This is a genomic window from Marinobacter sp. MMG032 (assembly GCF_040112695.1).
Lineage (GTDB): Bacteria > Pseudomonadota > Gammaproteobacteria > Pseudomonadales > Oleiphilaceae > Marinobacter > Marinobacter salsuginis.
Genome location: NZ_CP157802.1, coordinates 1390747 through 1417058 on the forward strand (window position 1 = coordinate 1390747; position 26312 = coordinate 1417058).

General features: G+C 58.7%; 26 protein-coding genes and 1 other RNA gene. 3 read left to right on the forward strand and 24 right to left on the reverse strand.

The features are described from left to right. Positions 1-94: 94 nt before the first annotated feature. The 16 genes from ftsA to rsmI all read right to left on the reverse strand — a co-directional run bounded on the left by ftsA (position 95) and on the right by rsmI (position 17401). Positions 95-1330, reverse strand: a complete 1236-nt coding sequence (gene ftsA, locus ABNF92_RS06435; protein ID WP_008176504.1) for a cell division protein FtsA — start codon at positions 1328-1330, stop codon at positions 95-97. A 36-nt stretch (positions 1331-1366) separates the two neighbouring features. Then, entirely contained in the window at positions 1367-2206 is an 840-nt protein-coding gene (locus ABNF92_RS06440) for a cell division protein FtsQ/DivIB (RefSeq protein ID WP_064227013.1), read from the reverse strand. After that, a complete protein-coding gene (locus ABNF92_RS06445; RefSeq protein ID WP_349343757.1) occupies positions 2199-3170 on the reverse strand; it encodes a D-alanine--D-alanine ligase in 972 nt (323 codons plus the stop codon). Before ABNF92_RS06445 ends, ABNF92_RS06440 begins: the two co-directional genes overlap by 8 nt. A 1-nt stretch (position 3171) precedes the next feature. Next, entirely contained in the window at positions 3172-4617 is a 1446-nt protein-coding gene (murC, locus tag ABNF92_RS06450) for a UDP-N-acetylmuramate--L-alanine ligase (RefSeq protein ID WP_136631479.1), read from the reverse strand. Next, positions 4610-5695, reverse strand: coding sequence for an undecaprenyldiphospho-muramoylpentapeptide beta-N-acetylglucosaminyltransferase (murG, locus tag ABNF92_RS06455; protein ID WP_136631478.1), 1086 nt, complete (start codon positions 5693-5695; stop codon positions 4610-4612). Before murG ends, murC begins: the two co-directional genes overlap by 8 nt. Beyond that, positions 5688-6887 carry a putative lipid II flippase FtsW gene (ftsW, locus tag ABNF92_RS06460; protein ID WP_291910335.1) on the reverse strand — a complete coding sequence of 400 codons (1200 nt, stop codon included), beginning with the start codon at positions 6885-6887 and terminating at the stop codon, positions 5688-5690. Before ftsW ends, murG begins: the two co-directional genes overlap by 8 nt. Then, positions 6887-8227: a UDP-N-acetylmuramoyl-L-alanine--D-glutamate ligase gene (gene murD / locus ABNF92_RS06465; RefSeq protein WP_349343758.1), complete on the reverse strand. Its 1341-nt coding sequence runs from the start codon at positions 8225-8227 to the stop codon at positions 6887-6889. Before murD ends, ftsW begins: the two co-directional genes overlap by 1 nt. Positions 8228-8242: 15 nt before the next feature. Beyond that, positions 8243-9328 carry a phospho-N-acetylmuramoyl-pentapeptide-transferase gene (gene mraY, locus ABNF92_RS06470; protein ID WP_349343759.1) on the reverse strand — a complete coding sequence of 362 codons (1086 nt, stop codon included), beginning with the start codon at positions 9326-9328 and terminating at the stop codon, positions 8243-8245. Next, on the reverse strand, positions 9313-10701 hold the full coding sequence (gene murF / locus ABNF92_RS06475; protein WP_349343760.1) for a UDP-N-acetylmuramoyl-tripeptide--D-alanyl-D-alanine ligase: 1389 nt from the start codon (positions 10699-10701) through the stop codon (positions 9313-9315). Before murF ends, mraY begins: the two co-directional genes overlap by 16 nt. Further along, on the reverse strand, positions 10698-12182 hold the full coding sequence (locus ABNF92_RS06480) for a UDP-N-acetylmuramoyl-L-alanyl-D-glutamate--2,6-diaminopimelate ligase (protein WP_349343761.1): 1485 nt from the start codon (positions 12180-12182) through the stop codon (positions 10698-10700). Before ABNF92_RS06480 ends, murF begins: the two co-directional genes overlap by 4 nt. Positions 12183-12186: 4 nt before the next feature. Further along, positions 12187-13926, reverse strand: a complete 1740-nt coding sequence (locus tag ABNF92_RS06485) for a penicillin-binding protein 2 (RefSeq protein WP_069184018.1) — start codon at positions 13924-13926, stop codon at positions 12187-12189. A gap of 34 nt (positions 13927-13960) precedes the next feature. Beyond that, on the reverse strand, positions 13961-14365 hold the full coding sequence (gene ftsL / locus ABNF92_RS06490) for a cell division protein FtsL (RefSeq protein WP_069184001.1): 405 nt from the start codon (positions 14363-14365) through the stop codon (positions 13961-13963). 2 nt (positions 14366-14367) lie between these two features. After that, positions 14368-15351, reverse strand: coding sequence for a 16S rRNA (cytosine(1402)-N(4))-methyltransferase RsmH (gene rsmH, locus ABNF92_RS06495; RefSeq protein WP_349343762.1), 984 nt, complete (start codon positions 15349-15351; stop codon positions 14368-14370). Next, positions 15348-15800: a division/cell wall cluster transcriptional repressor MraZ gene (mraZ, locus tag ABNF92_RS06500; protein WP_064227001.1), complete on the reverse strand. Its 453-nt coding sequence runs from the start codon at positions 15798-15800 to the stop codon at positions 15348-15350. The genes rsmH and mraZ overlap by 4 nt, the downstream gene beginning before the upstream one ends. A gap of 301 nt (positions 15801-16101) precedes the next feature. Continuing rightward, positions 16102-16451, reverse strand: an RNA gene (gene rnpB, locus ABNF92_RS06505) — RNase P RNA component class A. 53 nt (positions 16452-16504) lie between these two features. Next, positions 16505-17401: a 16S rRNA (cytidine(1402)-2'-O)-methyltransferase gene (gene rsmI / locus ABNF92_RS06510; RefSeq protein ID WP_349343763.1), complete on the reverse strand. Its 897-nt coding sequence runs from the start codon at positions 17399-17401 to the stop codon at positions 16505-16507. A 75-nt stretch (positions 17402-17476) separates the two neighbouring features. Here rsmI and ABNF92_RS06515 point away from each other — a divergent pair, with 75 nt between their 5' ends. From ABNF92_RS06515 to ABNF92_RS06525, 3 genes are read left to right on the forward strand one after another with little or no spacing between them, the layout of a single operon-like run. Then, positions 17477-19405, forward strand: a complete 1929-nt coding sequence (locus ABNF92_RS06515; protein ID WP_227514540.1) for a penicillin-binding protein activator — start codon at positions 17477-17479, stop codon at positions 19403-19405. Positions 19406-19429: 24 nt separating this feature from the next. Further along, the gene (locus ABNF92_RS06520; RefSeq protein ID WP_136630356.1) at positions 19430-19795 is read left to right on the forward strand and encodes a YraN family protein; all 366 of its coding nucleotides are present in this window, start codon (positions 19430-19432) and stop codon (positions 19793-19795) included. Positions 19796-19806: 11 nt separating this feature from the next. Beyond that, positions 19807-20397, forward strand: coding sequence for an SIS domain-containing protein (locus ABNF92_RS06525; protein ID WP_069184005.1), 591 nt, complete (start codon positions 19807-19809; stop codon positions 20395-20397). 45 nt (positions 20398-20442) lie between these two features. On the opposite strand, the gene ABNF92_RS06530 is transcribed toward ABNF92_RS06525, so the two are convergent. The 8 genes from ABNF92_RS06530 to ABNF92_RS06565 form a co-directional block, all read right to left on the reverse strand. Beyond that, positions 20443-20859: a ClpXP protease specificity-enhancing factor gene (locus tag ABNF92_RS06530; protein WP_174805052.1), complete on the reverse strand. Its 417-nt coding sequence runs from the start codon at positions 20857-20859 to the stop codon at positions 20443-20445. A 59-nt stretch (positions 20860-20918) separates the two neighbouring features. After that, the gene (locus ABNF92_RS06535; protein ID WP_069184007.1) at positions 20919-21548 is read right to left on the reverse strand and encodes a glutathione S-transferase N-terminal domain-containing protein; all 630 of its coding nucleotides are present in this window, start codon (positions 21546-21548) and stop codon (positions 20919-20921) included. Positions 21549-21655: 107 nt separating this feature from the next. Further along, positions 21656-22411 carry a cytochrome c1 gene (locus tag ABNF92_RS06540; protein ID WP_136630355.1) on the reverse strand — a complete coding sequence of 252 codons (756 nt, stop codon included), beginning with the start codon at positions 22409-22411 and terminating at the stop codon, positions 21656-21658. Next, positions 22411-23643, reverse strand: a complete 1233-nt coding sequence (locus ABNF92_RS06545; RefSeq protein WP_069184009.1) for a cytochrome bc complex cytochrome b subunit — start codon at positions 23641-23643, stop codon at positions 22411-22413. The genes ABNF92_RS06540 and ABNF92_RS06545 overlap by 1 nt, the downstream gene beginning before the upstream one ends. Continuing rightward, the gene (gene petA / locus ABNF92_RS06550; protein ID WP_069184010.1) at positions 23643-24236 is read right to left on the reverse strand and encodes a ubiquinol-cytochrome c reductase iron-sulfur subunit; all 594 of its coding nucleotides are present in this window, start codon (positions 24234-24236) and stop codon (positions 23643-23645) included. Before petA ends, ABNF92_RS06545 begins: the two co-directional genes overlap by 1 nt. 243 nt (positions 24237-24479) lie before the next feature. Further along, a complete protein-coding gene (rpsI, locus tag ABNF92_RS06555) occupies positions 24480-24872 on the reverse strand; it encodes a 30S ribosomal protein S9 (RefSeq protein WP_069184011.1) in 393 nt (130 codons plus the stop codon). 12 nt (positions 24873-24884) lie between these two features. Beyond that, positions 24885-25313, reverse strand: a complete 429-nt coding sequence (gene rplM / locus ABNF92_RS06560; RefSeq protein ID WP_008176556.1) for a 50S ribosomal protein L13 — start codon at positions 25311-25313, stop codon at positions 24885-24887. A gap of 193 nt (positions 25314-25506) precedes the next feature. Beyond that, positions 25507-26292 (reverse strand): TatD family hydrolase, encoded by a 786-nt coding sequence (locus tag ABNF92_RS06565; protein ID WP_069184012.1) that lies wholly within the window; start codon positions 26290-26292, stop codon positions 25507-25509. Positions 26293-26312: the final 20 nt, after the last annotated feature.

A 26312-nucleotide genomic window follows, 5' to 3' on the forward strand; every position in this document is an offset into this window, starting at 1 on the left:
CCTACTCCTTCGTGCTGTTTTCAGCCCTTGTTCCGGGCTGTTTGTTCGAGATTGTGTTTTCGAGATACCTTCGTGTACTACCCACCCGGTTCCGTCAGAAATGACCGGTAAACCAGGCTTTCATGCGCTCAAACAGCGAGGGTGCATCTTCACCCTTGAGCACCGGTGCCCGCCCCAGGTCCATCTGGCGGAAACCATGAATCAACAACCCGACGCCGGTGGCGTAGATGGGGTTATTGACTACCTCCGTCATGCCGGAAACTGCCTGCGGACAGGCCAGCCTTACCGGCATGTGGAAGATCTCTTCGGCCAGTTCCACCACCCCTTCCATGGTGGACGAACCGCCGGTTATCACGATGCCTGCCGGAATCAGATCCTCGAACCCCGACCGGCGCAATTCCGACTGCACCAGGGTGAACAGCTCCTCGTAACGCGGCTCCACCACCTCAGCCAGGGCCTGCCTGGAAAGATCCCGCGGTGCGCGATCGCCCACACTGGGCACCTTGATGGTTTCATCCGCGCCGGCCAGCTGGGTCAGGGCGCAGGCATACTTGATCTTGATTTCTTCGGCGTTCTGCGTGGGTGTGCGCAGTGCCATGGCAATGTCGTTGGTGACCTGGTCGCCGGCGATCGGAATTACCGCCGTGTGTCGAATCGCACCGCCGGTAAACACGGCAATGTCGGTGGTGCCGCCACCGATATCGACGACGCAAACCCCAAGTTCCTTTTCGTCTTCGGTGAGGATGGCGTGACTGGAAGCCAGCTGCTCCAGGATGATGTCATCCACCTCGAGGCCACACCGCTTGACGCATTTCTCGATGTTCTGGGCGGCATTCACCGCGCAGGTCACCAGGTGAACCTTTGCCTCCAGGCGTACACCGGACATCCCCATGGGTTCCTTGATGCCTTCCTGGCTGTCGATCACGAACTCCTGGGGCAGAATGTGAAGGATCTTCTGGTCTGCCGGAATCGCGACCGCCTGGGCGGCATCAATCACCCGGTCAATGTCGGCCTGGGTGACTTCACGGTCACGGATGGCAACGATCCCGTGGGAGTTCAGGCTCTTGATATGGCTGCCCGCAATGCCCGCATACACCGAGTGAATGCGGCAACCGGCCATCAACTCTGCCTCTTCCACAGCGCGCTGAATGGCCTGGACGGTGGTTTCGATGTTCACCACCACTCCACGCTTGAGGCCCCGGGAAGGGTGAGAGCCAATGCCCACCACTTCGATGGTGCCGTCCATCTTGCGCTTGCCGACAATCGCAACCACCTTGGAGGTTCCGATATCGAGGCCGACAATCATGTTTTCCGTTTCAACCGATGACATGTGTTCCACCAAACCGTAGGTCTGAATTAACCGTTGCTATGATTTTGGGCTGGAGGCTGTCTCGACAGCTTTCCATTTGACCGCCACACCATTGGTGTAACGGGCATCCACCCGACTGACTTCGTCCGACCGTGCTGCCAGCCGGTTTTCATAAACCGTGATAAACCGCTCGAATCGCTGCTCCACCTGATCCCGGCCAAGCACCACTTCGATGCCATTGGCCAGCTGCAGGGTCCAGGCGCCCCGGTGCTCCAGGGCCAGGCCAGAAAATCCCAGTCCCCGGGCGACCAGCTTGTCACTCATGGTCCGCGCCATATTGATCACATCCCGCACCCTTTCATCCGGCCCCGCGAGTCTCGGTAACCGCCCCGCCACTTCCGGGTTGGACGGCGCGAACAATTCTCCAGTCCGGCTGACCAGGCGCCCGTCGGTCCAGTAAGCCAGGGGCTTTTTTTCCCGGATATCGATCACCAGCCGGTCCGGCCAGACCCGGCGCACGGCAGCGGACTCAACCCAGGGCCGGCGCTCCAGGCTTTCCTTGATTTCTGAGAGGTCCGTGGCGAAATAGCTCTTGCCGATCCAGTCGCCAGCCGCACGTTCAATAGCCACCCGGCTGTCGCCCACGAAATCCCCTTTTACATCCACCGCCAGGATCTGCTGATCCATGGCCCCCAGAACCTTTCCGGTGCCCCAGGGCACCAGCGCGGCCAACAATACAATCACGGCGCCCATGCCCACCTGAAGCCAGGGCACGGCCGCCAGCACACCTTTCAACACTCCAAACCGGTCCCGCTCAGGACCAAGGGACGTTGCCCCCCGGCGTCGCGGGGGCTCGGACGGTGTCGCCCGGCTCCGGATCAGCAGTGTTTCAAGCATCGGCGCCCTCCAGGGTGTCCTTCAGTATCCGGACCACCAGCTCTTCGAAACTGATGCCTGCCGCCTTCGCTGCCATGGGCACCAGGCTGTGGTCGGTCATTCCGGGCACCGTGTTGACTTCCAACAGCCAGAACTGACCGTCGCTGTCCTGCATGATGTCCACCCGCCCCCAGGTCCGGCAGCCAACAACCCGAAACGCATCCAGAGCCAGGTGCTGGAGGCGAACTTCGTCCTCGGGTGCCAATCCACAGGGAATCTGGTATCGGGTGTCGTCCGCCAGGTACTTGGCGTCATAATCGTAAAAAACGTGCTCAGTGCTGGCACTCAGACCGATGGCCGGAAGCGCCTGATCCTGCAACAGACTGACGGTGAACTCGGGCCCCTCGATCCATTCCTCCACCAGTACCAGGTTGTCCAGCGCGGCCGCAGCTTCGTATGCATCGGCCAGCTCGGCGGCGGTATGCACCTTCCGGATACCGATACTGGAACCTTCCCGGGAAGGCTTCACGCTCAGTGGCGCGCGCAATTCACCGATAATCTGGTCCGCCTGGTCGACGCTGGTCATGGTCCGGAACTTCGGCGTCGGCAGGCCGCAACCTTCGAAGACGTACTTCGTTTTGAGCTTGTCCATGGCCAGGGCGGAGGCCAAAACCTCACTGCCGGTATACGGAATCCCGGCCTGCGAAAGGATGGCCTGCAAGGTACCGTCCTCGCCGCCCCTGCCATGCAGGGCAATAAAGACACGATCAAATTGCGGATTATCGACCGTTTTCAGAAGACACCCTTGAACGTCCTCCGCGTAGGCATCCACGCCCGCAGATACCAGTGCTGCCAGCACCGCCTTGCCGCTTTTCAGGGACACTTCCCGCTCTGCGGAATCGCCGCCCATGAAGACAGCGACTCGTCCGAGTGCCCTCACGAGTTCGGGATCTGCCTGATAGGCCTGCGTTTCGTTATGATGCATATCACTCACCCGCAATCACTCCCGCGGCCGCCAGCCGCGAAGCCACACCGCCAATATCGCCGGCCCCCTGGGTTATCAGCAGGTCACCATCTTTCAGAACATTGGCCAACAGGGCTTCGATCTCCCGGTTATCCTCGACGAAGACCGGCTCCACCTGCCCGCGCTGGCGAATACTGCGACACAGGGCCCGACCATCGGCACCCGGAATCGCCGGTTCGCCGGCGGAATACACGTCCATCAGCAGCAACGCGTCCACTTCAGAGAGGACCCGAACGAAGTCTTCATAAAGGTCTCGTGTCCGGGTAAACCGATGCGGCTGGTAAAGCATGACCAGGCGACGGTCCGGCCAGGCATCGTGTGCCGCGCGGATTACTGCCTCCACTTCCGTGGGGTGATGACCGTAATCGTCTACCAGCGTTACTGTACCCTTGGGTGTCTTGTAATCGCCGTAAACCTGGAACCGGCGCCCGACACCGGCAAAACCAGCCAGCCCGCGGCAGATGGCGTCATCGTCAACGCCTTCGTCCGTGGCCACGGCAATGGCCGCCAGCGCGTTCAGTACGTTGTGTCGGCCCGGCATTTTCAGCTCGACGGTCAGATCACTTCTCCCGGCCGGACGCTTCACCACAAAGTGGGTGCGCAGACCGTCAGAGTGGATGCCTTCGGCACGGTAGTCCGCGTCCGGGTTGTCAATGCCGTAAGTAATGATCGCCCGGGAAATCCGGGGAATGATTTCCTGAACGTACCCATCGTCTACGCACATCACCGCGATGCCATAGAAAGGAAGGTTGTGCAGGAAATCCACAAAGGTCTGCTTCAGTTTTTCAACATCGCCGCCATAGGTATCCATGTGGTCGGCTTCGATGTTGGTCACCACCGAAATCACCGGCGTCAAATGCAGGAAGGAGGCATCGCTCTCATCGGCTTCCGCCACCAAATAACGGGATCCGCCCAGCTGGGCGTTGGTACCGGCGCTGTTCAACTTGCCGCCAATGACAAACGTGGGGTCCAGACCCGCCTCGCCCAGAATGGATGCAATCAGGCTTGTGGTGGTGGTCTTGCCGTGGGTTCCGGCCACGGCAATGCCATGACGGTAGCGCATGATTTCCGCCAGCATTTCTGCCCTGGGTACGATCGGCACCCGACGACTGCGTGCGGCCACAACTTCCGGGTTTTCCGCGGATACCGCCGAAGAAACCACAACCACATCAGCACTGGCGCTGTTTTCTTCCCGGTGGCCGATCTGGACTTCAACGCCCATGGCTTTCAGGCGATCGGTCACCGCACCTTCTTTCAGATCCGACCCGGAAACGTCGTAGCCCTGGTTCTTGAGCACCTCGGCGATGCCGCTCATCCCTGCACCACCAATCCCCACGAAGTGGATGTGACGGATCCGGCGCATTTCAGGCACCTGATAGACCAGGGGCGGATTGGTTGCATCAGCCATTGGCGGCCTCCAGACAGTAATTCACGACTCTCTCCGTTGCATCGGGGCGGGCCAGCGTTCGAGCGGCCTTTGCCATATCTGTTGCCCGGCTGCGATCCCGGGCAAGATCGCCCAGAGTTTCCGCCAGCACCGCCGGGGTCATCTTCGATTGGGGGATGAGGATGGCTGCTTTCGCCGCCACCATCTGTTGGCCATTTTTCGTCTGGTGGTCATCCACCGCGTGGGGAAATGGCACCAGTACTGCGCCGATACCGGCAGCACACAGTTCGGAAACCGTGAGTGCGCCGGCCCGGCAAAGCACCAGATCGGCCCATTGATAGGCCTCTGCCATATCCTTGATAAACGGCTCCACGCTGGCTTCAACCCCGTGTTGCTCATAGGCCTGCCGGGCTGCATCTGCATGGCGCTCACCACATTGGTGACGAACCACCGGCCGATCGGCCTCCGGCAACATGGCCAGAGCCTCGGGCAGCTGCTCGTTGAACACCTGGGCGCCCAGGCTGCCACCAACCACCAGCAACCTGAGGGCACCTTCCCGTCCTGCCATCCGCTGCTCGGGTACCGGCAGGTTCGCGAGATCCTCCCGGACCGGGTTGCCGGTACAGCGGGTAACGACTTTTGGCCCAAAGCTGCCGGGAAACGCTTCCAGTACGGTTTCTGCAAATCGCACCAGAATCCGGTTGGTCATGCCTGCAATGGCGTTCTGTTCATGAATCACCAGGGGTGTGCGGTTCAACCAGGCGGCCACACCACCTGGCCCGGTGACAAACCCTCCCATACCGACGACACAGTCCGGGCGAATCCGGCGCAGGATGGTGAACGCCTCACCGAGTGCGCGCATCAGGCGGAACGGGGCCAGCACCAGGGCCAGTTTGCCCTTGCCGCGCAAACCGGAAATGTGAATCAGTGACAGCGGAATATCGGTTTCGCCGATCAGCCTCTGTTCCATACCACCACTGGCACCGAGCCAGTAAACCTGGTGACCACGGGCTTCAAGTGCCCTAGCCGTTGCGAGGGCCGGGAACACATGGCCTCCGGTGCCACCGGCCATCATCAGGAAGCGGCGCTGCTCAGTCATACACCGCACCTCCCCGCGTCTTCGGGCCGGTCTTTTCCCGGGCCAGTTTTTCCTGATCAAGCCGTTCCATTTCCACCCGAGCCAGAATGCCAATGCAGATACAGGTGATCATCAGGCTGGATCCGCCGTAACTGACCAACGGCAGGGTCAGCCCCTTGGTCGGCAACAGGCCGGTACTGACCGCCATGTTGATGCCCGCCTGCAGGCCGATCAGCAGGGTCAGACCATAGGCAAAACAGGCGCCGAACGGCATATCCGCTTTCTCTGCCCGGCGGGCAATGACAAAACCGGTCACTACCAGCAGGGTGAACAGGCTGAGTACCAGCAGCGATCCGAGGAGTCCGAACTCTTCCGCGATAATGGCAAAGATGAAGTCGGTGTGTGCCTCTGGCAGGTAGAACAGCTTCTGGATGGAATTGCCCAGGCCGACACCGCCCCAGTCTCCCCGACCGAAGGCAATCAGCGACTGGGTCAACTGGTATCCGCTGTCGAACTGGTCTTTCCAGGGGTCGAGGTAACTGACAACCCGTTTCAGCCGATAGGGCTGGGTAACGATCAGAATGGCACCCAAAACCACCAGCGTACCGATCAAAGGTACAAACCGGCTAAGCCGCACACCGCTCAGGAAAATCATGCCCGCCGCGGCCGTCACCAGCACCACCGTGGCACCGAAATCCGGCTGAATAACCAGCAGCACCGATGCCAGACCAAGAACCACCAGCGGTTTGAGGAAGCCAGGCCAGGTATTGAGCAATTCATCCCGGCGACGGACCACGTAGCCGGCCAGATAGGCAATCAGGCAGAGCTTCGCCACTTCCGAAACCTGGACATTAAACAGCCCAAACGGAATCCAGCGAGTGGAGCCGTTAACGGTACGCCCCAGCGGCGTAAGCACCAGAACAAGGGCCAGCAGACCGATGCCCAGGAGCAACCAGCCACTGCGCTCCCACCAGGCCACCGGAACGTTCACGGCGACCAGCGCCAGCAGGCAGCCAAGACCGGCAAACATCAGCTGGCGAATCACATAGTGGTAACTGTTGCCCATGGTCTCAGCGGCCATATCCATGGACGCCGAGGAAATCATGACAACCCCGAGCACCAGCAAGGCGACCGAACTGATCACCAGCATCGGCAGCGGTTGGACCTCGCCCAGCCATTGATTCCGGTTCTGCAGGGAAAGATCTGCGTGCATCACAGGCCCTCCACCAGAGATCGGAACTGGTCACCGCGATCAAGATAATCACGGAACATATCAAAGCTCGCGCAGGCCGGCGAAAGCAGGACCCGATCCCCGGGCGCCGCCAGTTCTGCGGAGCGAGAGACCGCCTCGGCGAGGCTGTCCATCCGATAAACCGGAATGCCGCTTCCCAGCACATCGGCGATCGCCGATGCATCACGGCCAATCAGCAGCACCGCCCGACAATAGAGCGCAATGGGGGCTTCCAGTGCAGTGAAATCAGCCCCTTTGCCATCACCGCCAGCAATCAAAACGACTTTGCCATTGGCGGGTGCAAGGCTTTCAATGGCGGCTAAAGTGGCGCCGACATTGGTGCCCTTGGAATCGTTAATGAAATCCACATCGTTCACACGGCGAACAAACTCGCATCGATGCGGCAGGCCCGGGAATTCCCGGGCAACCTTGAGCATGACATCCATGGGCAGACCAGCGGCATGGCCCAATGCCAGCGCAGCCATCACATTGCTTATATTGTGATGCCCCATCAGTTTCAGTTCACTGGCCAACAGAAGGTTGTCGAAACCAAAGGTAATCCAGGTACCCTGGTCATCGTCCCGGGTACTGAAGGTCTCGGGATTCACCCGGTGGAAGCCGAAACACAGGAACCTGAGGTTGTCCCTCGCCATGGGAGTGCTCAGCGCATCGTCCAGATTGACAATGGCGTTCTTGCAGCCCCGGAAAATCCGCTGTTTGGCCTGAAAATAAGCCATCTTGTTCGGGTAACGATCCATGTGATCGTCGCTGACGTTAAGTACCGTCGCCGCCAGGGCGTTCAGTTCGTCCGTAGTCTCGAGCTGGAAACTCGACAGCTCGAGTACATACAGGTCTGCGCCCTGACCCAGAAGATCGAGGGCCGGGGTGCCAATGTTACCGCCGACAGCGACCTTCCGGCCGGCGGCCTTTGCCATTTCACCCACCAGGGTGGTGACCGTGGTTTTACCATTTGAACCGGTAATGGCCACAATGGGCGCATCGGCAGCCTCGGCAAACAGATCAATGTCGCCGCGGATTCTGGCGCCCTGGCCCGCAGCAGCGGCAATGGCAGGCTCCGAAATGGCGATGCCCGGGCTTACCACCAGCTCGTTGAAGCCGGCAAACAGTTCTTTGTCAAAGGTCCCCAGGTGCACAGGAACATCCGGCCAGCCTGCTCTCAGCTGCTCAAGACCGGGCGGGACCGCACGGCTGTCGGCCACAGTGACGTCCCGTCCCTGTTCGGACAGATAGCGCACGCAGGAAAGCCCGGTTTTACCGAGCCCTACGACCAGTGTGCGACGATCCGAAACAATGACACTCATAGTTGCTGTGCTTTCCTATCTCAGTTTCAGACTGGCAATGCCAATCAGGACCAGAACAACGGTGATCACCCAGAACCGTACGATCACCCTCGGCTCCGGCCAGCCTTTCAATTCGAAGTGATGATGCAGCGGCGCCATGCGGAAGATCCGCCGACCGGTCAGCCGGAAGGATGCAACCTGCAGGATCACCGATATGGTCTCCATCACGAACACACCGCCCATGATGAACAGGACGATTTCCTGGCGAACAATAACCGCAACCACACCCAGGGCTGCCCCAAGCGCGAGAGCGCCCACATCCCCCATGAATACCTGGGCCGGATAGGTGTTGAACCAGAGGAAACCAAGCCCGGCTCCGACCAGGGCGCCACAGAAAACGATAAGCTCACCGGTGCCCGGAAGGTGCGGGATCAGGAGGTAGTTGGCGAACTGGGCGTGCCCGGACAGGTAGGCGAAGATGCCGAGAGCGCCTGCGACCATGACCGTTGGCATAATGGCCAGCCCGTCCAGACCGTCAGTCAGGTTGACCGCGTTGCTGCTGCCGACAATGACGAAGTAGCTCAGCAGGATGAACAATACCGGACCAAGAGTGAGGGACACCTGTTTGACGAACGGCACGTACAGAGAGGTCTCCTGCGGCAGCGCCGAGCTGAAGAACAGAACCATGGCCGCCGTGGCACCAATGACCGACTGCCAGAAGTATTTCCAGCGACCCGGCAGACCTCTCGGATTGCGCTCCACCACCTTGCGATAGTCATCAACCCAGCCGATGGCGCCGAACAGAAGCGTCACCAGAAGCGTAACCCAGACATAGCGATTACCAAGATCGGCCCACAGCAGCGTGCTGATGCCAATGGCCACCAGGATCAGCGCGCCCCCCATGGTCGGCGTGCCGGCTTTGCTGAGGTGGGTCTGGGGACCGTCATCTCTCACCGCCTGGCCAATCTGGTACTGGCTCAGCTTGCGGATCATCACCGGACCGATGATCAGCGAAATCAGCAGCGCCGTGAGTGTGCCCAGAATTCCCCGCAGGGTCAGATACTGAAACACCGTCAGTGCCGAGAAATACTGTGATAGAACCTCTGTCAGCCAGAGCAGCATGAGTTATTCACCTTTTCTTTAATCCCCTCCACCACACGCTCCATGGCGGAACTGCGAGAACCCTTGACCAGCACTGTCAATGGTGTGTTTTTGTCCCCAATGGCCGATTCGACGGCAAGCTCGTGGCTCAGCCCAAGTTCCGTGGACTCTCCAAACCCGTCGGCATAACCCTCGCAACCGGGCCCCACGGTAATCAGTCGATCAATACCGCGCTCCCGGGCGCATTCCCCAACCTCACGGTGCAGGGTCCTGGCCTCGGCGCCAAGCTCTGCCATGGCACCAAGCACAGCCACTTTCCGACCCTCGCGCCCCGCCAGAACTCCAAGCGCGGCCTTCATGGACGACGGGTTGGCGTTGTAACTATCGTCAATCAGCGTCAGTTCCGGTGACAGCTTCAGAACCTGGAGCCGCCCCTTTACCGGCGCAACACTGGCCAGCCCTTCGACAATCGCCCGATCACTGGCGCCCAGCTCGCGGGTGGCTGCGATGGCGAGCAGCATGTTGGTGATGTTGTGGTCACCCTCAAGTACCAGGGTGACCCGGCAATGCCAGCCGTCCGGACCGCTCACCTGAAGGATTCTGGTTCTAGCGTCCTGGCTCTCGAGGACCGCGTGATAATCGGCTTCAGCACCGAGACGGCTCACTCCGGCAACACGACGGGCTCCGGCACGCGTTCGCCACTGCTCGAAAGCCGGATCGTCGCGGTTCAGTACCATCAGACCGTCTGCCGCCACGCCATCAATGATTTCACCCTTGGCCAGCACAATATTCTCGTAGCTGCCAAACCCTTCCAGATGGGCCTCGCCCGCATTGGTGAGGATGGCAACGCGGGGCTTCGCAAGGGCAACCGTATGGGCAATTTCACCCAGCCCGCTGGCACCCAGCTCGATCACGCCATACTGATGCTCTGGCGAAAGACCAAACAGGGTAAGCGGAACACCGATGTGATTATTCAGGTTGCCTTTTGTGGAAAGCGTCTTGCCCATCTGCGAGAGAATGGCGGCACACATCTCCTTGACCGTGGTCTTGCCGCTGCTGCCGGTGATAGCAAGAATGCTGGCCTTGCTTTCTCCGCGGTTGCCCAAAGCAAGCCTGGCCAGGGCATCCAACGTGTCGTCTACCACTAACTGGGGCAGGTCGACACTGTTGTCAGGCGTATCGACCACCAGCCCAACGGCGCCCTTGGCCAACGCCTGTTGCAAGAACCGGTGGCCATCAAAGTTTTCGCCACGAAGCGCCACGAACAGCTGCCCTTGTTCCAGGGTACGGGTGTCGGTAGAAACCCCAGTGAACGCCACTGACCCGAGGTCGCCCGAGGCGCACTCGGCGTCGAGCCAGCCCTTGGCTTCGGCCAGCGAAAAGGCGCGCATCATGCCACACCCCCGTTGAGTTTCAAGTTGTGGCGAACCTGCTCAGCATCGCTGAACGGGTATTTCTGGCCGGCGATTTCCTGGTAGGCCTCATGCCCTTTTCCTGCGATCAAAACGAGGTCGTTCGGAGTAGCAGAACGGATCGCCGACTGGATGGCCTCGGCCCGGTCATGAATGACCGTCACCTTTGCTGAATCCGAGAATCCGGCAAGGATATCCCGCGCAATTGCTTCAGGATGTTCGCTACGGGGATTGTCGTCTGTGACCACTACACGGTCCGCCAGCTTCTCGGCTTCCCGGGCCATGTCCGGACGTTTGCCGGTATCACGGTCACCGCCGCAACCGAAAACACAAATCAGTTCGCCGTCCACATGAGGTCGCAGTGCAGCCAGGGCATTGGCCAAGGCATCGGCAGTGTGGGCGTAATCAACCACCACTCTGACCCCATTGGCACCATCGAATCTCTCAAGCCTGCCAGGGGGCGGCGCGAGTCGGCCGACGGCCTGCTGTAGCCGATCGACCGGAACCCCGAGCGTGAGGACTGTCGCCATCGCCGCCAGGACATTACTTGCGTTGAAGCTGCCCATCAGGGGAACCGCGATAACAAACCGCCCCCACTCGCCATCCACTTCCGCTTCAAAACCGTCGTCGGTTGGCCGGAACTCGCGCAACCATAGCTCTGTCTGGGCCTCGTGAAGGCTGTAGCGCACGCGATCACATTTGCCTTCAAGCTGTTCAAACAGCTGCCGACCGAAAGGATCGTCAAAGTTGATCACCGAAAAGTGCAGCTCCTCTCGTTCGAAGAGGCGTGCCTTGGCCGCACCATAGGCTTCCATGGAGCCGTGATAGTCGAGATGATCCCGGGTGAGATTGGTAAACACGGCCCCGGTCATGGAGATGTTGTCCACCCGACCCTGATCCAGCGCGTGGGAGGACACCTCCATCACGGCAGCGCGCCCCTCCTGCTTCACGATCCGGGACAGGACACGATTGACCTGAACCGCGTCCGGCGTGGTGTGAGTTGCTGGTTGAAGCGAACCGGGCATGCCGTAGCCCAGAGTGCCGAGGATGCCGCAGGGGGTCCCCGTGTCTTTCAGCAACTGCGCCACATACTGGCAGACCGAGGTCTTGCCATTGGTCCCGGTGACACCGATCAGGCGAAGACGCTGGGAGGGGTACTCAAAGAACCGATCTGCAATTCGACCCACCAAACCGCGCAGGCCGGCAACAGGTACGATCAGTGCCCCGTGGTGCTCTACGCACTCGCCGGCCTGTTCGGTTTCCAATAGGATGACCGTCGCGCCAGCGGTGATCGCCTTGTCCACGTAAAAATCAGCGGGCGTTTTGGCACCCGCCAGGGCTATAAACGCATCGCCGGAGGCGACTTCCCGGCTGTCGGTTTTCAGACCGTGAATGGTCACGTCGAAGACCGATGGCACCGCCACAATACCTTGCAATAACGTGCTGAGAGATGTGATGCACATAGGCTTACCCTCGCTCTCCGGTAGCAGATGAACCGATTTCGGCCTCTCCCACTTCCAGTTCAGGCTTCACATTCAACAGTCGCAGTGCGTCACTCATTACCCGTGAAAATACCGGCGCCGCCACTTCGCCACCGTAGTACTCTCCGGACTGCGGCGCATCAACGGCCACAACCGTAACCAACCTTGGATTATCAATGGGCGCCATACCGGCAAAAATCGCCTTGTACTGGCTGTCTTCGTATCCCTGGGCACCAACAAGATGAACCGTCCCGGTCTTGCCGCCGGCCGAGTAGAATCCCGGCTGTGCACGTTTACCCGTTCCCCTCGACACTGCCTCGCGCAACATAGCGCGAACCTGATGGGTTACCTGCTCCGACAGCACCCGTTGCCCCTCCGGCTTTTTATCCTGCCGAACCAGGCTCAGTGGATACCGCACACCACCGTTGGCAATCACCATATAGGCCTGGGCCAGCTGAAGAGCATTCACACTCATGCCATAACCATAAGACAGCGTTGCTTCTTCCACTGGACGCCACTTGGGCGGCGATGGCAAGACCCCCACCGCTTCGCCCGGAAAACCGATACCCGTTGGCTGGCCAAGCCCAAGCCTGGCGTAAAGATCGCGAATCACATCACCACCAAGATCGGTGGCAATCCGGCTGATTCCAACGTTGCTGGATTTGACGATGATCTCGGCCATATCCATCACGCCATAGTTGCGGTGGTCCCGAATGGTAAAACGACCAAACCGGCGAAAGCCCGGATTGGTATCAATGGTGCTGTTAACCGAGTAAGTGCCGGACTCCAGGGCGGCCGCCATGGTAATCGGCTTCATGGTTGAGCCGGGCTCGAACAGATCGGTAATGGCCTTGTTCCGGAGATTCTCGGCGGCAAGCTGGCTGCGATCGTTGGGGTTGTAGGACCCCTGGTTGACCATTGCCAGGACCTCACCGGTATCCACGTCGAGCATGACCAGCGTGCCCCCTCTGGCATTATGAGCCGCCACCACCGCCTTGAGTTCCCGGTAAGCCAGGTACTGGAGGCGCAGATCAATGCTGAGCGCGAGATTCTGGCCCGGACTGGCATCGCGAATCAGGGTCAGATCCTTGATGACTCGACCCCGGTTGTCTTTCAGAACACGCTTGCGGCCGGTTTCGCCGGACAACCACTGGTTGTAGGCAAGTTCTATCCCTTCCTGGCCACGCTCATCAATATCTGTGAAGCCCACAACGTGAGCGGTCACTTCGCCCGCAGGGTAATATCGGCGGTACTCCTGGCGGGCGTAGACACCATCAATCTCCAGATCCAGGACCTTTCTGGCCAGATCCGGCTGAACCTTTCGGCGCAGGTAGATAAACTCCCGTCCGGAGTACTCTTCCAGACGCTGCCGGAGGGAAGCCTCATTGATATCCAGAAGCCGCGCGAGGTTAGTCAGTCGCGCCTCGGCGGGATCGGCCTCCGAAGGATTGGCCCAGATGGTCTGCACCGGAGTGCTGACGGCCAGCGGCTCGTCGTAACGATCAGTGATCACACCACGATGGGCATCAATACTCTCAACCCGGATGGTCCGGACATCTCCCTGCTTGCGCAGAAACTCGTTGTCGACTACATGAAGGTCAACCAGGCGCCAGCCAAGCACACCTACGACCAGGAGAAAGACGCCCACGACGGAGCCAAAACGCCAGGCTGCCAGCCCGGACGCCAGACGCTGCCCCCATGTTGTCTTCTTTCCCTGATCGGACACGTCGATCACCCTGAATCGTTGTTGTTTTCGTTGACTATCGGTCAGCAACCGGCGACATCAGCGGTACCAGAACAATGTCCTGACGCCCCGGCACCACCATGCCGAAACGCTCGGCCGCCAGTTTCTCCACTCGCCCGTGGGCGCTCAGTGCGCTTTGCTCCAGCAGCAACTGGCTCCACTCGCTCTGGTAGCGATCGCGCTCGGACTGAAGCTGGGACAGGGTATTAAAGAGCTCCCGGTTCTCGTGAGCACTGACCACCACGCCGATGGAGGAGGCCAGCAACACGGCAACCAGCCCGAGCGAGACCAGCACTCTGCCTTGCTTCGTCGCAGCAAACACCTGCCTTGAAATCCGGACTGCAGTTGCAACGCCGTCCCGGACCATCTGTTTGTTCAGCTTTGCCGTTTTTACCGGCTCTTCAATGGCTACCGCGCCCATGGTCACGCGCTCCCCTGCGAGTTTTTTCTGGTATCTGTGCGTTCCAGAACCCGCATGACTGCGCTGCGGGCACGTACGTTGTCACTTACTTCGTCAGCGCCAGCCTTGCTGGCCTTGCCAACAAGCCGGAAGTCCGACGTTTCCTGTTCCGCGGTTACCGGAACACCCTTGGGCAGCTGCGGCCCCCGGGCCAGATCCCTCATGAATCGCTTGACCAGCCGGTCTTCCAGCGAATGAAAACTGATCACCACCAGGCGCCCGCCGGGTGCCAGGTGGTCAACAGCAGACTGAAGGCCGATTTCCAGATCCTCCAGTTCCCGGTTGATAAAAATCCGGATGGCCTGAAACGTCCGAGTGGCCGGATGCTTGTGCTTTTCTTTCTTGGGCACAGCCTCGCTGACCAGCTCCGCCAACTGACGAGTAGTCTCGACCGGCGCCTCTTGCCGACGCTCAACCAGCAGCCGCGCAATGCGCCTGGAGAACCGTTCCTCGCCATAGCGGAAGATCACATTCGCTATATCCGATTCTTCCGCCGTTGCCAGCCACTCCGCCGCACTGGGCGATTGCTCGGTGTTCATGCGCATATCCAGCGGACCATCCCGCATGAAACTGAAGCCACGTGAGGCATCATCAAGCTGCGGCGATGACACGCCCAAATCCAGCAAAACGCCATTGACTGTCTGCCAACCCTGACCGGCCAGCGCGGCGCCAAGCTCTGCAAAGGAACCATGAAAACAGTGGAAGCGGCTATCCTGGGCTTCCAGCTCCCGCGCCGCGCGAATTGCTTCCGGATCCTTATCAATGCCAAGCAGCTGACCCGACTCTCCGAGACGGCCCAGAATCAGGCGACTGTGACCACCCCGTCCGAAGGTGCCATCCACGTAATAGCCATCGGGGTCGTTAACCAGATAGTCGACCGCCGAATCCAGGAGTACCGAGCGATGCGAGTACACCGCCCCGGCCTCCTGATTGCGATCGGAGGTCATAAGGACAGCGCCTCCATCTCGGGCGGCATCTCTTCGTCATCAGAGGACTCATCCAGCCAGGCGAACCAGCGCTCCTCGCTCCAGAGCTCAAGTTTCTTGCCTTGCCCGATCAACATCAGCTTCTTCTCCAGATGGGCATAGCTTCTCAGCGTTGGCGGAATCAGTATGCGGCCGGCAGAGTCCAGCTCCATGGGCGCAGCGTTACCCAGGATCAGGCGCTGGAGACGCCGGGCCGCTTTGTTCATGTTCGGAAGCGCCTCAATTTTGGGCCGTAAAACCTCCCATTCGGGCTCGGGATAAAGCAACAGGCACCGCTCCTCGTCAGCGTTTGCCGTCAATACAATGCGCCCACCACAGGCCTGCGCGAGCTCTTCGCGCACCTTGGCGGGGATCGCCAGGCGACCCTTCGCATCCATATTGATGGCATGACTGCCAAGAAAATTGCTCATTTACGCTGTCTCTGGGTGCCTGATATCCACAAAAAACCACTAGAATCCACTTTTTCCCACTTCTGCACACTATAGAAACACGCAATACACAATGCAAGCGCCGCAAACAGCGCCACTCTTGGAAAACTTCCTTTAACGACAAGAGGTTACAGGGCTGGATTCGATGAAATCGTGAGATTACGGAAAAGAAAAGAAGTAAAATCAAATACCTGCAAAAAAGTCTGAAGACTGCAAGTGAGGTTTAAGATTTTTTGGCTATAAAGAACGCCTACTGAGAATGACAGACGTCACACGAAGGGAAAAAACGAGCTCGCCGATAAGCCGGGTTCTGTCTTGGACAGTCATTCATCTAGGGCCTGCGTCACCACAGGCCTCAAGCAACCTACCCGAATCCAGCGCGGGCCACGCTATTGGATTCCTATTTGGTCTTGCTCCAGGTGGGGTTTACCATCGCCGTGGACTGTTGCCAGCCACGCGGTGCGCTCTTACCGCACCATTTCACCCTTACCGGCGCCCGAAGGCGCTTAGGCGGTATACTTTCTGTTGCACTTTCCGTCGGCTCGCGCCGCCCAGGCGTTACCTGGCACCTTGCCCTGTGGAGCCCGGACTTTCCTCCCCCGGAAAACCGGCGGCGACTGTCTGGCGAGCTCGGGCGAGACAATACTCCTGCACCTATGGCCTTGCAAGAGAAACTGCCCCTGAATTCAACCATCCTTTAATGCCAAGGCCCTTTGATAAAGCTCGTTTTTCGATAGCCCGGTCAGCTCTGAAGCCATTTTGGCGACCTTTTTGACCGGCAGCTCCGCAAGCAAAACACGAAGCATACGGTCTACATCCATGGTAGCGGCCTCTTCACTACCGGCCTGAGCCGCTGCGCCGCGAACCATCACTACGAACTCACCGCGGTTTCCATGAGGGTCCCGCTCCAACTCAGCCAGAACGTCGGCCACCGAGCCAGAGTAGAAGGTTTCGAAGGTCTTGGTTATTTCGCGACCCAGCACAATCTCACGATCCGACCCCAGCACGTCGGCAATATCGCGTACCGATTCCATAATCCGATGGGGCGACTCATAGAAGACCAGAGTCGCCACTTCACTGCTCAGCACCTCGAGACTGGCCCTGCGGCCAGAGCGCTTTGCAGGTAAAAATCCCACGTACAGGAATCGATCCGTCGGCAGACCGGCGACACTCAATGCCACCACCAGAGCACAGGGCCCGGGGATCGGGCTGACTCGATGGCCTGCAGCCCGGGCCTCGCGCACCAACACATAACCGGGATCTGAAATCAGCGGCGTACCCGCATCGGAGATCAGAGCCACATCACGTCCGGCCTGCAGCTCAGTCAGGATCCCGGCGGTGCGATCCTTTTCATTATGATCGTGCAACGCGACCATGCGCTTCTGGATACCTAAATGGCTCAACAACCGCCCGCTGTGGCGCGTATCCTCTGCTGCCACCACATCCACACTGGCCAGTGTCCGGGCCGCCCGCGGAGACAGATCGTCGAGATTGCCGATGGGTGTGGCAACAACATAGAGCGTTCCTTTCAATTCACCCTTGCGGCTGTCTGACGATGTGAAATCGCTAACTTCATCTTTCAAAGCTTTTGCCTCTCTCATGGGGAGCCCGGGACCGTGACAGTTACGTCATGTGAATTAACCCCGGAGCTGTTAAACTTGCCACCGTTAATCTGGCGCTACAAGCCCAATCATCCGGAGTATGTCGAGCCTGCCATGATAAAGATCCGCATTCATCAACGAGCCCTGGCCAGCGTATTTACTGCCGCCCTTTTGTCGGCTGGTTGCGCCACCGTGAACCTCGAAACCCACGTTGCACAAACTGCCGACCAGGCCCTGGAACTGGCGAGCAACGAGGACAACACCGAAACCGCACAGGCCTATCTGCTTCGGATCGCCAGCAGGTTCCAGGATCAGGGCAATCACGAAGCGGCCAGAACGCTACTGCAAAGTCGGCAGCTCGCGCAACCCGCCTCCGGGCTTGGCAATCAAAAACTGCTGCTGGCCATGGCGAGCGCCACAGCCCTTGGGGATGAGTCCTGGGCAAAAGCAATCGCCGGCGAACTCGCTCCGTCTACCTTTATCGACTACCCGGCTGACCTGATCACCCGGGCGGCCAACCTGCAGACGGACACATACAGCCTCGCCGGCGAGCCCATACCCGCGGCAATGACCCTGATTCTGCTGGCGCAAACGGATAACACGGCGGATGCGCAACAGATTCACAACCGGATCTGGTCCATGTTGGAACAGGTCTCTGAGAGCGACCTGAGCTCGGCGTCTGCCGAGGCCATCGGCTATGAAGCCCAGGGCTGGCTGGAATTGGCCAGCCTTGTCAGAACACCGGACGCCGGCATTGACGAGCAGGGACGAATCATCCGCAACTGGCAAAACAATTGGCCGGGTCATCCGGCCGCTCAGGTTCTGCCTGCGGAATTGCGACTGATCGCGACGCTGGCCGAAAGTCGCCCCGAAAAAATCGCACTTGCCCTTCCCCTCGAGGGGCCGCTGGCAACGGCAGGCAAGGCAATCCGGGACGGCTTTCTGGCGGCCTACTACCTTGATGACTCTGCCGACCGGGGCGAAACAGACATTCGCATTTTCAACACCGCCGGCACAGCGTTCGCCGATCTTTACAAGCAGCTGTCCGAACAGGATATCGACCTGATTGTCGGCCCCCTCGAAAAGGAAGCGCTTGCGGGGCTTGGCTCAATGAATACGCTGCCGGTGCCTGCGCTCGGGCTAAACTATCTGCCAGCCGATACCCGGCCTGCTGACGGGCTGTATCAATTCGGGCTTTCCGCCGAAGATGAGGCCCGACAGATTGCCGACCGACTTGCCGCAGAACAACTGCGCCAGGTTCTGGTTCTTATCCCCGGTGGCGAATGGGGCGATCGGGTTGAGGCCGCGTTATTGAAGCGAATGGCCTCCAACGAAGGGGTTGCACTGGATATCGAGCGCTTCTACCGGGAGGACAATCTTCGGGCGGTAACGGCCGACCTTCTGGGCATCACCGTTTCCCGGGACAGGGCCATTCAGGTTGAGCGGACCATCGGCATGGATGTCGAGTTCGAGCCGAGGCGCCGGCAGGACGCCGACGCCATCGTCATGGTGGCAGAGCCCACCGTTGCGCGGCAGTTCAAGCCTCTGTTCGCCTTTTATTTCGGTGGTGACCTGCCCGTTTATTCGCCATCCATCATCTACGAGGGCACACCCGCACCCTCCCGGGACCGTGACCTGAACGGGGTTATTTTCACCGACATTCCCTGGGTGCTGGGAGACGACAACGAACTTCGAACCCGGGCTACAGAGAACCTTTCCGGTACCCGTGGCCAACCCGGGCGCCTGTTCGCCATGGGCGCCGATGCGTGGCACCTGAGCAAACGCCTGCCCCTGTTGAGACAGGTTGAAAGCGCCTCGATCTCCGGGCAGACCGGAATCCTGACCATGACAGCCGAAGGCAGCATTCACCGGGAACAGCTCTGGGCGCAGTTCCGCAATGGGGTTCCTGAGCTCATCCCCGACCCGGTGACCGAAGAGAGCGAGCCAGAAGTCACGAACCAGGAAACGGCCCCCATTAGCGAGTAACACGACAGGAGCAGACCAGCTGCCATGGATGGCACCAAAACCACGGGCAACCATTTTGAAGGCGTCGCAGCCCGATACCTCGCCAGTCGAGGCGTCCGGATTCTAGAGCGCAATGTCTACAATCGCGGCGGCGAAATCGACATCGTCGGCCAGGATGGCGAGACCCTCGTGTTCTTTGAGGTCCGTTATCGGGGGACGGGCAGTCTTGTTGACCCTGCAAGTTCGATCAATTACCCCAAACAGAAACGCCTGATCCGTGCCGTTTCCTTTTATTTGCACCGCCATGGGCTCTGGAACAGCGTCTCGCGGATTGATGTGGTTGCCATCAGCCCGGGTACCGTTAAAAAATACCGGGTACAATGGATCAGGAACGCAATTCTGGCAGGATAGTGATACTGAAAATGACCGATACCGAACACCAGATCAATCAGTGGTTCGCCAGCCATATGGAGCATACCGCACAGACCGCCAGCACCGTTGGCCCCGACATTGAAGAGGCTGCCAATGCCTTTGTGGGAACGCTGCTCCAGGATGGGAAAATCATTACCTGCGCCAACGGCAATGCCAATATTCTGGCCCAGTACTTCTGCACCGCCCTTCTTAACCGGTTCGACCAGGACCGCCCTGCACTACCGGCCATCAATCTTGGCGCCGATGCGACAACCTATTCCGCGATTTGCCGGGATAATCGCTTCAACGACACTTTTTCCCGCCAGGTCAGGGCCATTGGCAAACCCGGAGATCTTCTTTTCGTAATCGTGGACGATGGCCACAAGGCAAACCTGATCCAGGCGATCCAGGTCGCCCATGACCGGGAGATGAGCGTTGTGGTCCTTAGCGCCAGGGAGAAATCCGACATAACATCGCTCCTGCATCCGGAAGATCACGAAATTGCGCTGAATAACCTCAGCCCCACAGAGGCAACGCCGTTACTTCTCCTCATCATCAATGCCCTCTGCGGGCTGATCGACGCCAAGATTTTTGGCGGATAAAAAAAGCCAGCATAAGCTGGCTATTTCAAGACTACGGGGTGCGGTTTATTTCACCACTTTGAGAGTTGGCCTGCCCGAAGGGCGATCCTCCTGCCCGGATGCAGACTGCTCGCCCTCACGCTCACGGGAAGTGCCATCCGGATCCGGAGAGCCTGGCTCACTGCCGAACACCATGCCCTCACCGTTCTCCTTGGCGTAGATTGCCATAACCGCCTGCAGCGGAATGAAAACCTGCATGGGGACGCCACCGAAACGGGCACTGAACTCGAGTGCACCGTTACCGATAACCAGACCACGGACCGCTCCCGGACTGATATTCAGAACAATCTGCCCATTGGCGACATGCTCGGTCGGCACCTGTACACCCTGAATGCCTGCATCCACCACGATGTATGGAGTGCAGTCATTGTCCAGAATCCATTCATTGAATGCTCGTACCAGGTACGGGCGGCTGGACGTCATAGTGTTTTTACTCTCAGCCACTGCCACTCTCCTGCTCCGGCCAGCGGAACGTTACCAAATCAGCTGCGAATGTCTTCTTCCAGGTCGGACAGGCTTGCCTTGAACCCTTCCCGACTGAAGATGCTCTCCATGTACTTCTGCAGTGGCTTGGCCTGCTTTTCGTTCAGCTCGATACCGAGGGCCGGAAGGCGCCACAGGATCGGGGCAATACAGCAATCCACGATGGTGAACTCTTCAGACAGGAAGAACGGCATCTCCCCGAACAGCGGCGCCGTCGCCAACAGGCTTTCTTTCAGCTCTTTGCGCGCCGTTTCAGACGCTTTGGCGTTCGGCTGCGCCAGGATCTGGTCCACCAGGCCACACCAGTCCTTCTGAATCCGATGAATCATCAGGCGGCTATTGGCACGGGCAACCGGATACACCGGCAACAAGGGCGGGTGCGGGAACCGCTCGTCCAGGTACTCCATCATGATATTGGGCTCATAAAGAACCAGATCACGATCCACCAGTGTCGGCAGGGCGTTGTACGGGTTCAGGTCGGCCAGCTCAGCCGGCGGATTGTCCGGATCCACATCAACGATATCGACGGTAACACCCTTCTCTGCCAGAACAATGCGCACCCTGTGACTGTAATGGCTGGCCGGATCCGAGAAAAACGTCATTGATGACCGCTTGGTCACAACGCCCATAGAACTACCTCACGAGTAAACAAACCGAAATGATCCTGAAAAACGCAAAAATCCAGCGGGCCGGTTATGCCCGCTGGAACTCAGGGGACGGGATTATACCCTATTTCTCAGTGTACGTCCTTCCAGTACTCACGATTGAGCATGTAGGCGAACACGAAGAAGATGGCCACGAAGATCAGGACAAAGATCCCCAGACGCTCACGCTCAAGCTTGACCGGATCACCCATGTAAGACATGAAGTTGGTCAGATCGTACATGGCCTGGTCGAATTCCGGTCCAGACATGCTGCCTTCGATGGCGTACTCCGGGCATACGTCGGCGTTGTTGATGTTGCCACTCAAGGGCTCAACGCTGGCCGGAGTCCCGATGTTGGGCTCAACGGCACACAGCCCCTGCATCCCCACCAGAACGTGAGGCATACCCACGGCCGGGAACACCACGTTGTTCACGCCCAGCGGTCGGGACTCATCCTTGTAGAAGCCACGCAGGTAGGAATACACCCACGCTTCGCCCCGCAAACGCGTTTCCAGCGTGAGGTCCGGTGGCGGCGCACCAAACCAATCGGCAGCCATGTCCTTGCTCATGGAGTTCTTCATCAACTCGCCAATCTTGGCGCCAGTGAAGATCAGGTTTTCCTCGTACAGCTCATCGGGAATCTCCAGATCATCAGCCACGCGCTTGTATCGAGCGTACTCCATGGAATGGCAACCCATGCAGTAGTTGGTAAACAGAGCTGCACCACGCTGCAGAGAGGCTTTGTCAGAGTGATCTGACTCGAAGCTGTCCAGCGGCACGGTTGAACCCGCTGCCAGCCCGAGTGCCGGCAGGACCGCGATGAAAAGACCAAAAATCAGCTTTCTCATTATCCTGTCACCCTCTCTGGAACTGGCTTGGTTTTCTCCATACGCGTATAGAACGGCATAAGGATGAAGTAGAGGAAGTACAGCACCGTCAGAACCTGGGCAACCATGGTGCGGCCTTCAGTCGCCGGTACCAGGCCGAGATAGCCAAGCACCACGAAACTGACTGCGAAAATGGCCAGGGCAATGCGACTCAGCCAGCCCTTGTACCGCATTGAGCGTACGGGGCTCTTGTCGAGCCATGGCAGCACAAACAGAATGGCGATCGCTGCGCCCATCACGACAACACCCCAGAACTTGGCATCCAGACCGAACAGGTCAATCGTTACCGCACGCAACATTGCGTAGAAAGGCGTGAAGTACCAGACCGGCGCGATGTGATCGGGCGTCTTGAGCGGGTTAGCTGGCTCGAAGTTCGGCTTTTCAATGAACAGCCCGCCGCCTTCCGGGAAGAAGAACACGACGATGAAGAAGATAAAGAAGAATACACCGACGCCCAGAAGGTCATGCACAGTGTAATAAGGGTGGAACGGGATACCATCTTTCGGAATACCGTTTTCGTCCTTGTTCTTCTTGATATCGATACCGTCAGGGTTGTTTGAGCCCACTTCGTGCAGTGCCAGAATGTGAAGCACAACCAGACCAAGGAGAACGATCGGCAGGGCTACCACATGCAACGCAAAGAAGCGGTTCAGGGTAATGCCGGAAATCAGGTAATCGCCACGGATCCACAGTGACAGATCTTCACCGATGACCGGAATAGCACCGAAGAGGTTTACAATAACCTGGGCACCCCAGTAGGACATCTGGCCCCAAGGCAGCAGATAACCCATGAACGCCTCAGCCATCAGGATCAGGTAGATCAACATACCGAAGATCCAGATGAGTTCACGCGGCTTCTGATAGGAGCCATACATCAGCCCCCGGAACATGTGGAGATAGACCACAACGAAGAATGCCGAAGCACCGGTAGAATGCAGATAACGGAGCAACCAGCCCCACTCGACATCACGCATGATGTACTCGACAGACGCAAACGCGCCTTCGCCGGACGGGTTGTAGCTCATGGTCAGCCAGATCCCGGTAACCAGCTGGTTCACGAGGACCAGCATGGCAAGGGAACCAAAGAAGTACCACACGTTGAAGTTCTTCGGCGCGTAATACTTTCCAAGATGCTTGTTCCAGGCATCTACGATTGGCAGACGCTCGTCTACCCAGTTAATCAGCTTTTGCATTACGCTGCCTCCGGATCAAGACCAATCGTGAGGGTCGAATCGTCGTCAAAACGATAAGGCGGCACCTCAAGGTTCAGGGGAGCAGGCTGCGCCTCATAGACCCTTCCGGCCATGTCATATCGGGAACCGTGACACGGGCAGAAAAGACCACCCAGCCACTCATCACCGAGATCCGCCGGAGCAACTTCCGGACGGTAGGACGGAACACAGCCAAGATGGGTACACAACCCTACAAGCACGGCAAACTCCGGCTTCAGGGAACGCAGGATGCCATCAATATACGGTGGCTGCTGAGGCGCTTCTGACTGGGGATCTTTCACCCGGTCGTTGAGCTTCTCGATATTCGCCTGCATCTCTTCGGTACGGCGAATGATCCAGACCGGCTTACCTCGCCACTCGACCGTAATCTGCTGACCCGGTTCAATCTTGCTGACATTGACGGTTACCGGTGCACCCGCTGCTTCCGCTTTGGCACTGGGATTCCAGGATGCCACGAAAGGAACGGCCGCACCGACGACGCCGACTCCACCCACCACAGACGTGGCACCGATCAGAAACCGGCGCCGGCCTTGGCTCACGTCGCCATTACTCATTATGGTTTTCTCCCATCAGGCGATGTCACAGCCCGCAAAACCGCCGGCGATGTGCATCTTAAAGGACTTCACAACCCAAAAATATAAGCGCCCAAATGGTAATGAAATTACCTTGGCCTTACAAGTCGGAAAGCCGGCGCTGGCGCCTCATCACTGTTCCAGATCAATTTGCTGACAAATCGTCCGAACATAAAAAAACCCGACCAAAAAGGGCCGGGTTTTCCAGGATCTGTTCCAGCGAAATTAACGCTTGGAGTACTGAGGACGCTTACGCGCCTTGCGCAGACCCACTTTCTTACGCTCGACTTCACGCGCGTCACGGGTAACGTAACCCGCTTTGCGCAGTGCCGGACGCAGAGTTTCGTCGTAATCCATCAGGGCACGAGTCAGACCGTGGCGAATAGCGCCGGCCTGACCACTGATACCACCACCCTTAACGGTGATTTGGATATCAAAACGATCGGTAGACTCGGCAACAACCAGCGGCTGACGAACGATCATGCGCAGGGTGTCACGACCGAAGAAATCTTCGATTGAGCGACCATTGATAGAAATGTTACCGCTTCCCGGCTTGATAAAAACCCGAGCCGTGGATGTCTTGCGGCGACCAGTACCGTAATTTTGTGCTACAGACATATCCGCCTTCCGTTAAATGTCGAGTTCTTTGGGCTGCTGGGCTGCGTGAGGATGCTCAGCGCCGGCATAGATTTTCAGCTTCTTGAACATGGCGCGACCGAGCGGGCCTTTCGGAAGCATGCCTTTGACAGACTTCTGAATGATTTGCTCGGGAGCCTTGTCGACCAGCTTCTCGAAGTTGATGGACTTGATTCCACCCGGAAAGCCGGTATGACTGTAGTACATCTTGTCAGATGCCTTCTTGCCGGTAACCCGCACCTGGCTCGCGTTGATCACAACAATGTAATCGCCAGTGTCTACGTGAGGGGTGTACTCAGGCTTATGCTTGCCCCGCAGACGTAGGGCGATTTCGGTTGACAGACGACCCAGCGTCTTGCCGGCTGCGTCTACAACGTACCAGTCACGTTTTACTGTTTCTGGTTTCGCACTCAGAGTCTTCATTGATTCCGCCTTGAACGCTATATAAGAAACGTTAAAAACCACCACCGGTAAATGCAAGGCATCCGGAGGAGGTTCCATACCTGTGTTGCGCTGCCATCATTCGGGGCTGAGATAATGACATCGCCTTGAAAAGCCAGGGCGCGAAGTATACTCGAACCACCCGGGAAAGCCAACCCTGTGTCGGCTCGTTTCGTTATTCCCCTATATCCGCGCCGGACCAACCATAAAGCCGGGACACATTATCCAGCAACACCGGCGCCAGCTGCTCTGGCGTATCGCCACGAATCTCTGCAAGCGCCTTCAGAATATCCGGCAAATACCGGGGAGAATTCTGCCCCTGCGGTACACCCTCCGGCGCCATGTCCGGCGCATCCGTCTCAAGCACCAGCGCCTCCAGTGGCAACTTTGCGATTGCATCGCGGGTCTTTCGGGCCCGGGGGTGAGTAATTACGCCTCCCACGCCGATGAAGCACCCCAGATCGACCAGCTTTTCGCCCTGCTGAAAACTGCCACTGAAGCCGTGAATCAGGGCCCGTCCCGTCCACTGCCGACGGTTGAGCAGACTGTGTACTTCGTCATGGGCCTTAACGGAATGGATCACAAGCGGCATGCCGAACTCGTTCGCTAATGCCACCTGGCTGTCAAACCAGGGCCATTGTACTTCAAGACTGCCTTTGAGGCGGTCGAGTCCACACTCCCCTAGGGCGACGCAGCGCTCGGGCCGTGCCGCAAGTCGCCTGCGAAGCTCCGTCAGATCCTCTTCGGAATGCTCGTCAACAAACCAGGGATGAATCCCGAGACAGTAGAACAGGCCATTATGGGCAAGCGCTGTGTCACGGACACTGTCCCAGTCTGGCCGCCGGACACCGGGTATGACCAGTCGGCGGAGTCCGAGCGATCGGGCCTGCTCGAGCTCCGCTTCGCGCCGGCCATCGAACTGAGGGAAATCAAAATGGCAATGGGCGTCGATCAGCTGCACGGTCACCTCCGCCCGGAACG

Bases quoted from the DNA above. Each gene is read 5' to 3' on its own strand.
- ABNF92_RS06480 (WP_349343761.1), bottom strand. From the start codon at position 12,182: ATGTGCATCACATCTCTCAGCACGTTATTGCAAGGTATTGTGGCGGTG.
- rsmH (WP_349343762.1), bottom strand. From the start codon at position 15,351: ATGACCTCCGATCGCAATCAGGAGGCCGGGGCGGTGTACTCGCATCGC.
- petA (WP_069184010.1), bottom strand. From the start codon at position 24,236: ATGAGTAATGGCGACGTGAGCCAAGGCCGGCGCCGGTTTCTGATCGGT.
- ftsA (WP_008176504.1), bottom strand. From the start codon at position 1,330: ATGTCATCGGTTGAAACGGAAAACATGATTGTCGGCCTCGATATCGGA.
- ftsW (WP_291910335.1), bottom strand. From the start codon at position 6,887: ATGCACGCAGATCTTTCCCTGCAGAACCGGAATCAATGGCTGGGCGAG.
- ABNF92_RS06535 (WP_069184007.1), bottom strand. From the start codon at position 21,548: ATGGGCGTTGTGACCAAGCGGTCATCAATGACGTTTTTCTCGGATCCG.
- rplM (WP_008176556.1), bottom strand. From the start codon at position 25,313: ATGAAGACTCTGAGTGCGAAACCAGAAACAGTAAAACGTGACTGGTAC.
- ftsL (WP_069184001.1), bottom strand. From the start codon at position 14,365: ATGGGCGCGGTAGCCATTGAAGAGCCGGTAAAAACGGCAAAGCTGAAC.
- ABNF92_RS06520 (WP_136630356.1), top strand. From the start codon at position 19,430: ATGGATGGCACCAAAACCACGGGCAACCATTTTGAAGGCGTCGCAGCC.
- ABNF92_RS06525 (WP_069184005.1), top strand. From the start codon at position 19,807: ATGACCGATACCGAACACCAGATCAATCAGTGGTTCGCCAGCCATATG.
- ABNF92_RS06530 (WP_174805052.1), bottom strand. From the start codon at position 20,859: ATGACGTCCAGCCGCCCGTACCTGGTACGAGCATTCAATGAATGGATT.
- murC (WP_136631479.1), bottom strand. From the start codon at position 4,617: ATGGCTGATGCAACCAATCCGCCCCTGGTCTATCAGGTGCCTGAAATG.
- ABNF92_RS06540 (WP_136630355.1), bottom strand. From the start codon at position 22,411: ATGAGAAAGCTGATTTTTGGTCTTTTCATCGCGGTCCTGCCGGCACTC.
- murF (WP_349343760.1), bottom strand. From the start codon at position 10,701: ATGATGCGCGCCTTTTCGCTGGCCGAAGCCAAGGGCTGGCTCGACGCC.
- ABNF92_RS06440 (WP_064227013.1), bottom strand. From the start codon at position 2,206: ATGCTTGAAACACTGCTGATCCGGAGCCGGGCGACACCGTCCGAGCCC.
- murG (WP_136631478.1), bottom strand. From the start codon at position 5,695: ATGACTGAGCAGCGCCGCTTCCTGATGATGGCCGGTGGCACCGGAGGC.
- ABNF92_RS06445 (WP_349343757.1), bottom strand. From the start codon at position 3,170: ATGCATCATAACGAAACGCAGGCCTATCAGGCAGATCCCGAACTCGTG.
- mraY (WP_349343759.1), bottom strand. From the start codon at position 9,328: ATGCTGCTCTGGCTGACAGAGGTTCTATCACAGTATTTCTCGGCACTG.
- ABNF92_RS06545 (WP_069184009.1), bottom strand. From the start codon at position 23,643: ATGCAAAAGCTGATTAACTGGGTAGACGAGCGTCTGCCAATCGTAGAT.
- mraZ (WP_064227001.1), bottom strand. From the start codon at position 15,800: ATGAGCAATTTTCTTGGCAGTCATGCCATCAATATGGATGCGAAGGGT.
- murD (WP_349343758.1), bottom strand. From the start codon at position 8,227: ATGAGTGTCATTGTTTCGGATCGTCGCACACTGGTCGTAGGGCTCGGT.
- rpsI (WP_069184011.1), bottom strand. From the start codon at position 24,872: ATGTCTGTAGCACAAAATTACGGTACTGGTCGCCGCAAGACATCCACG.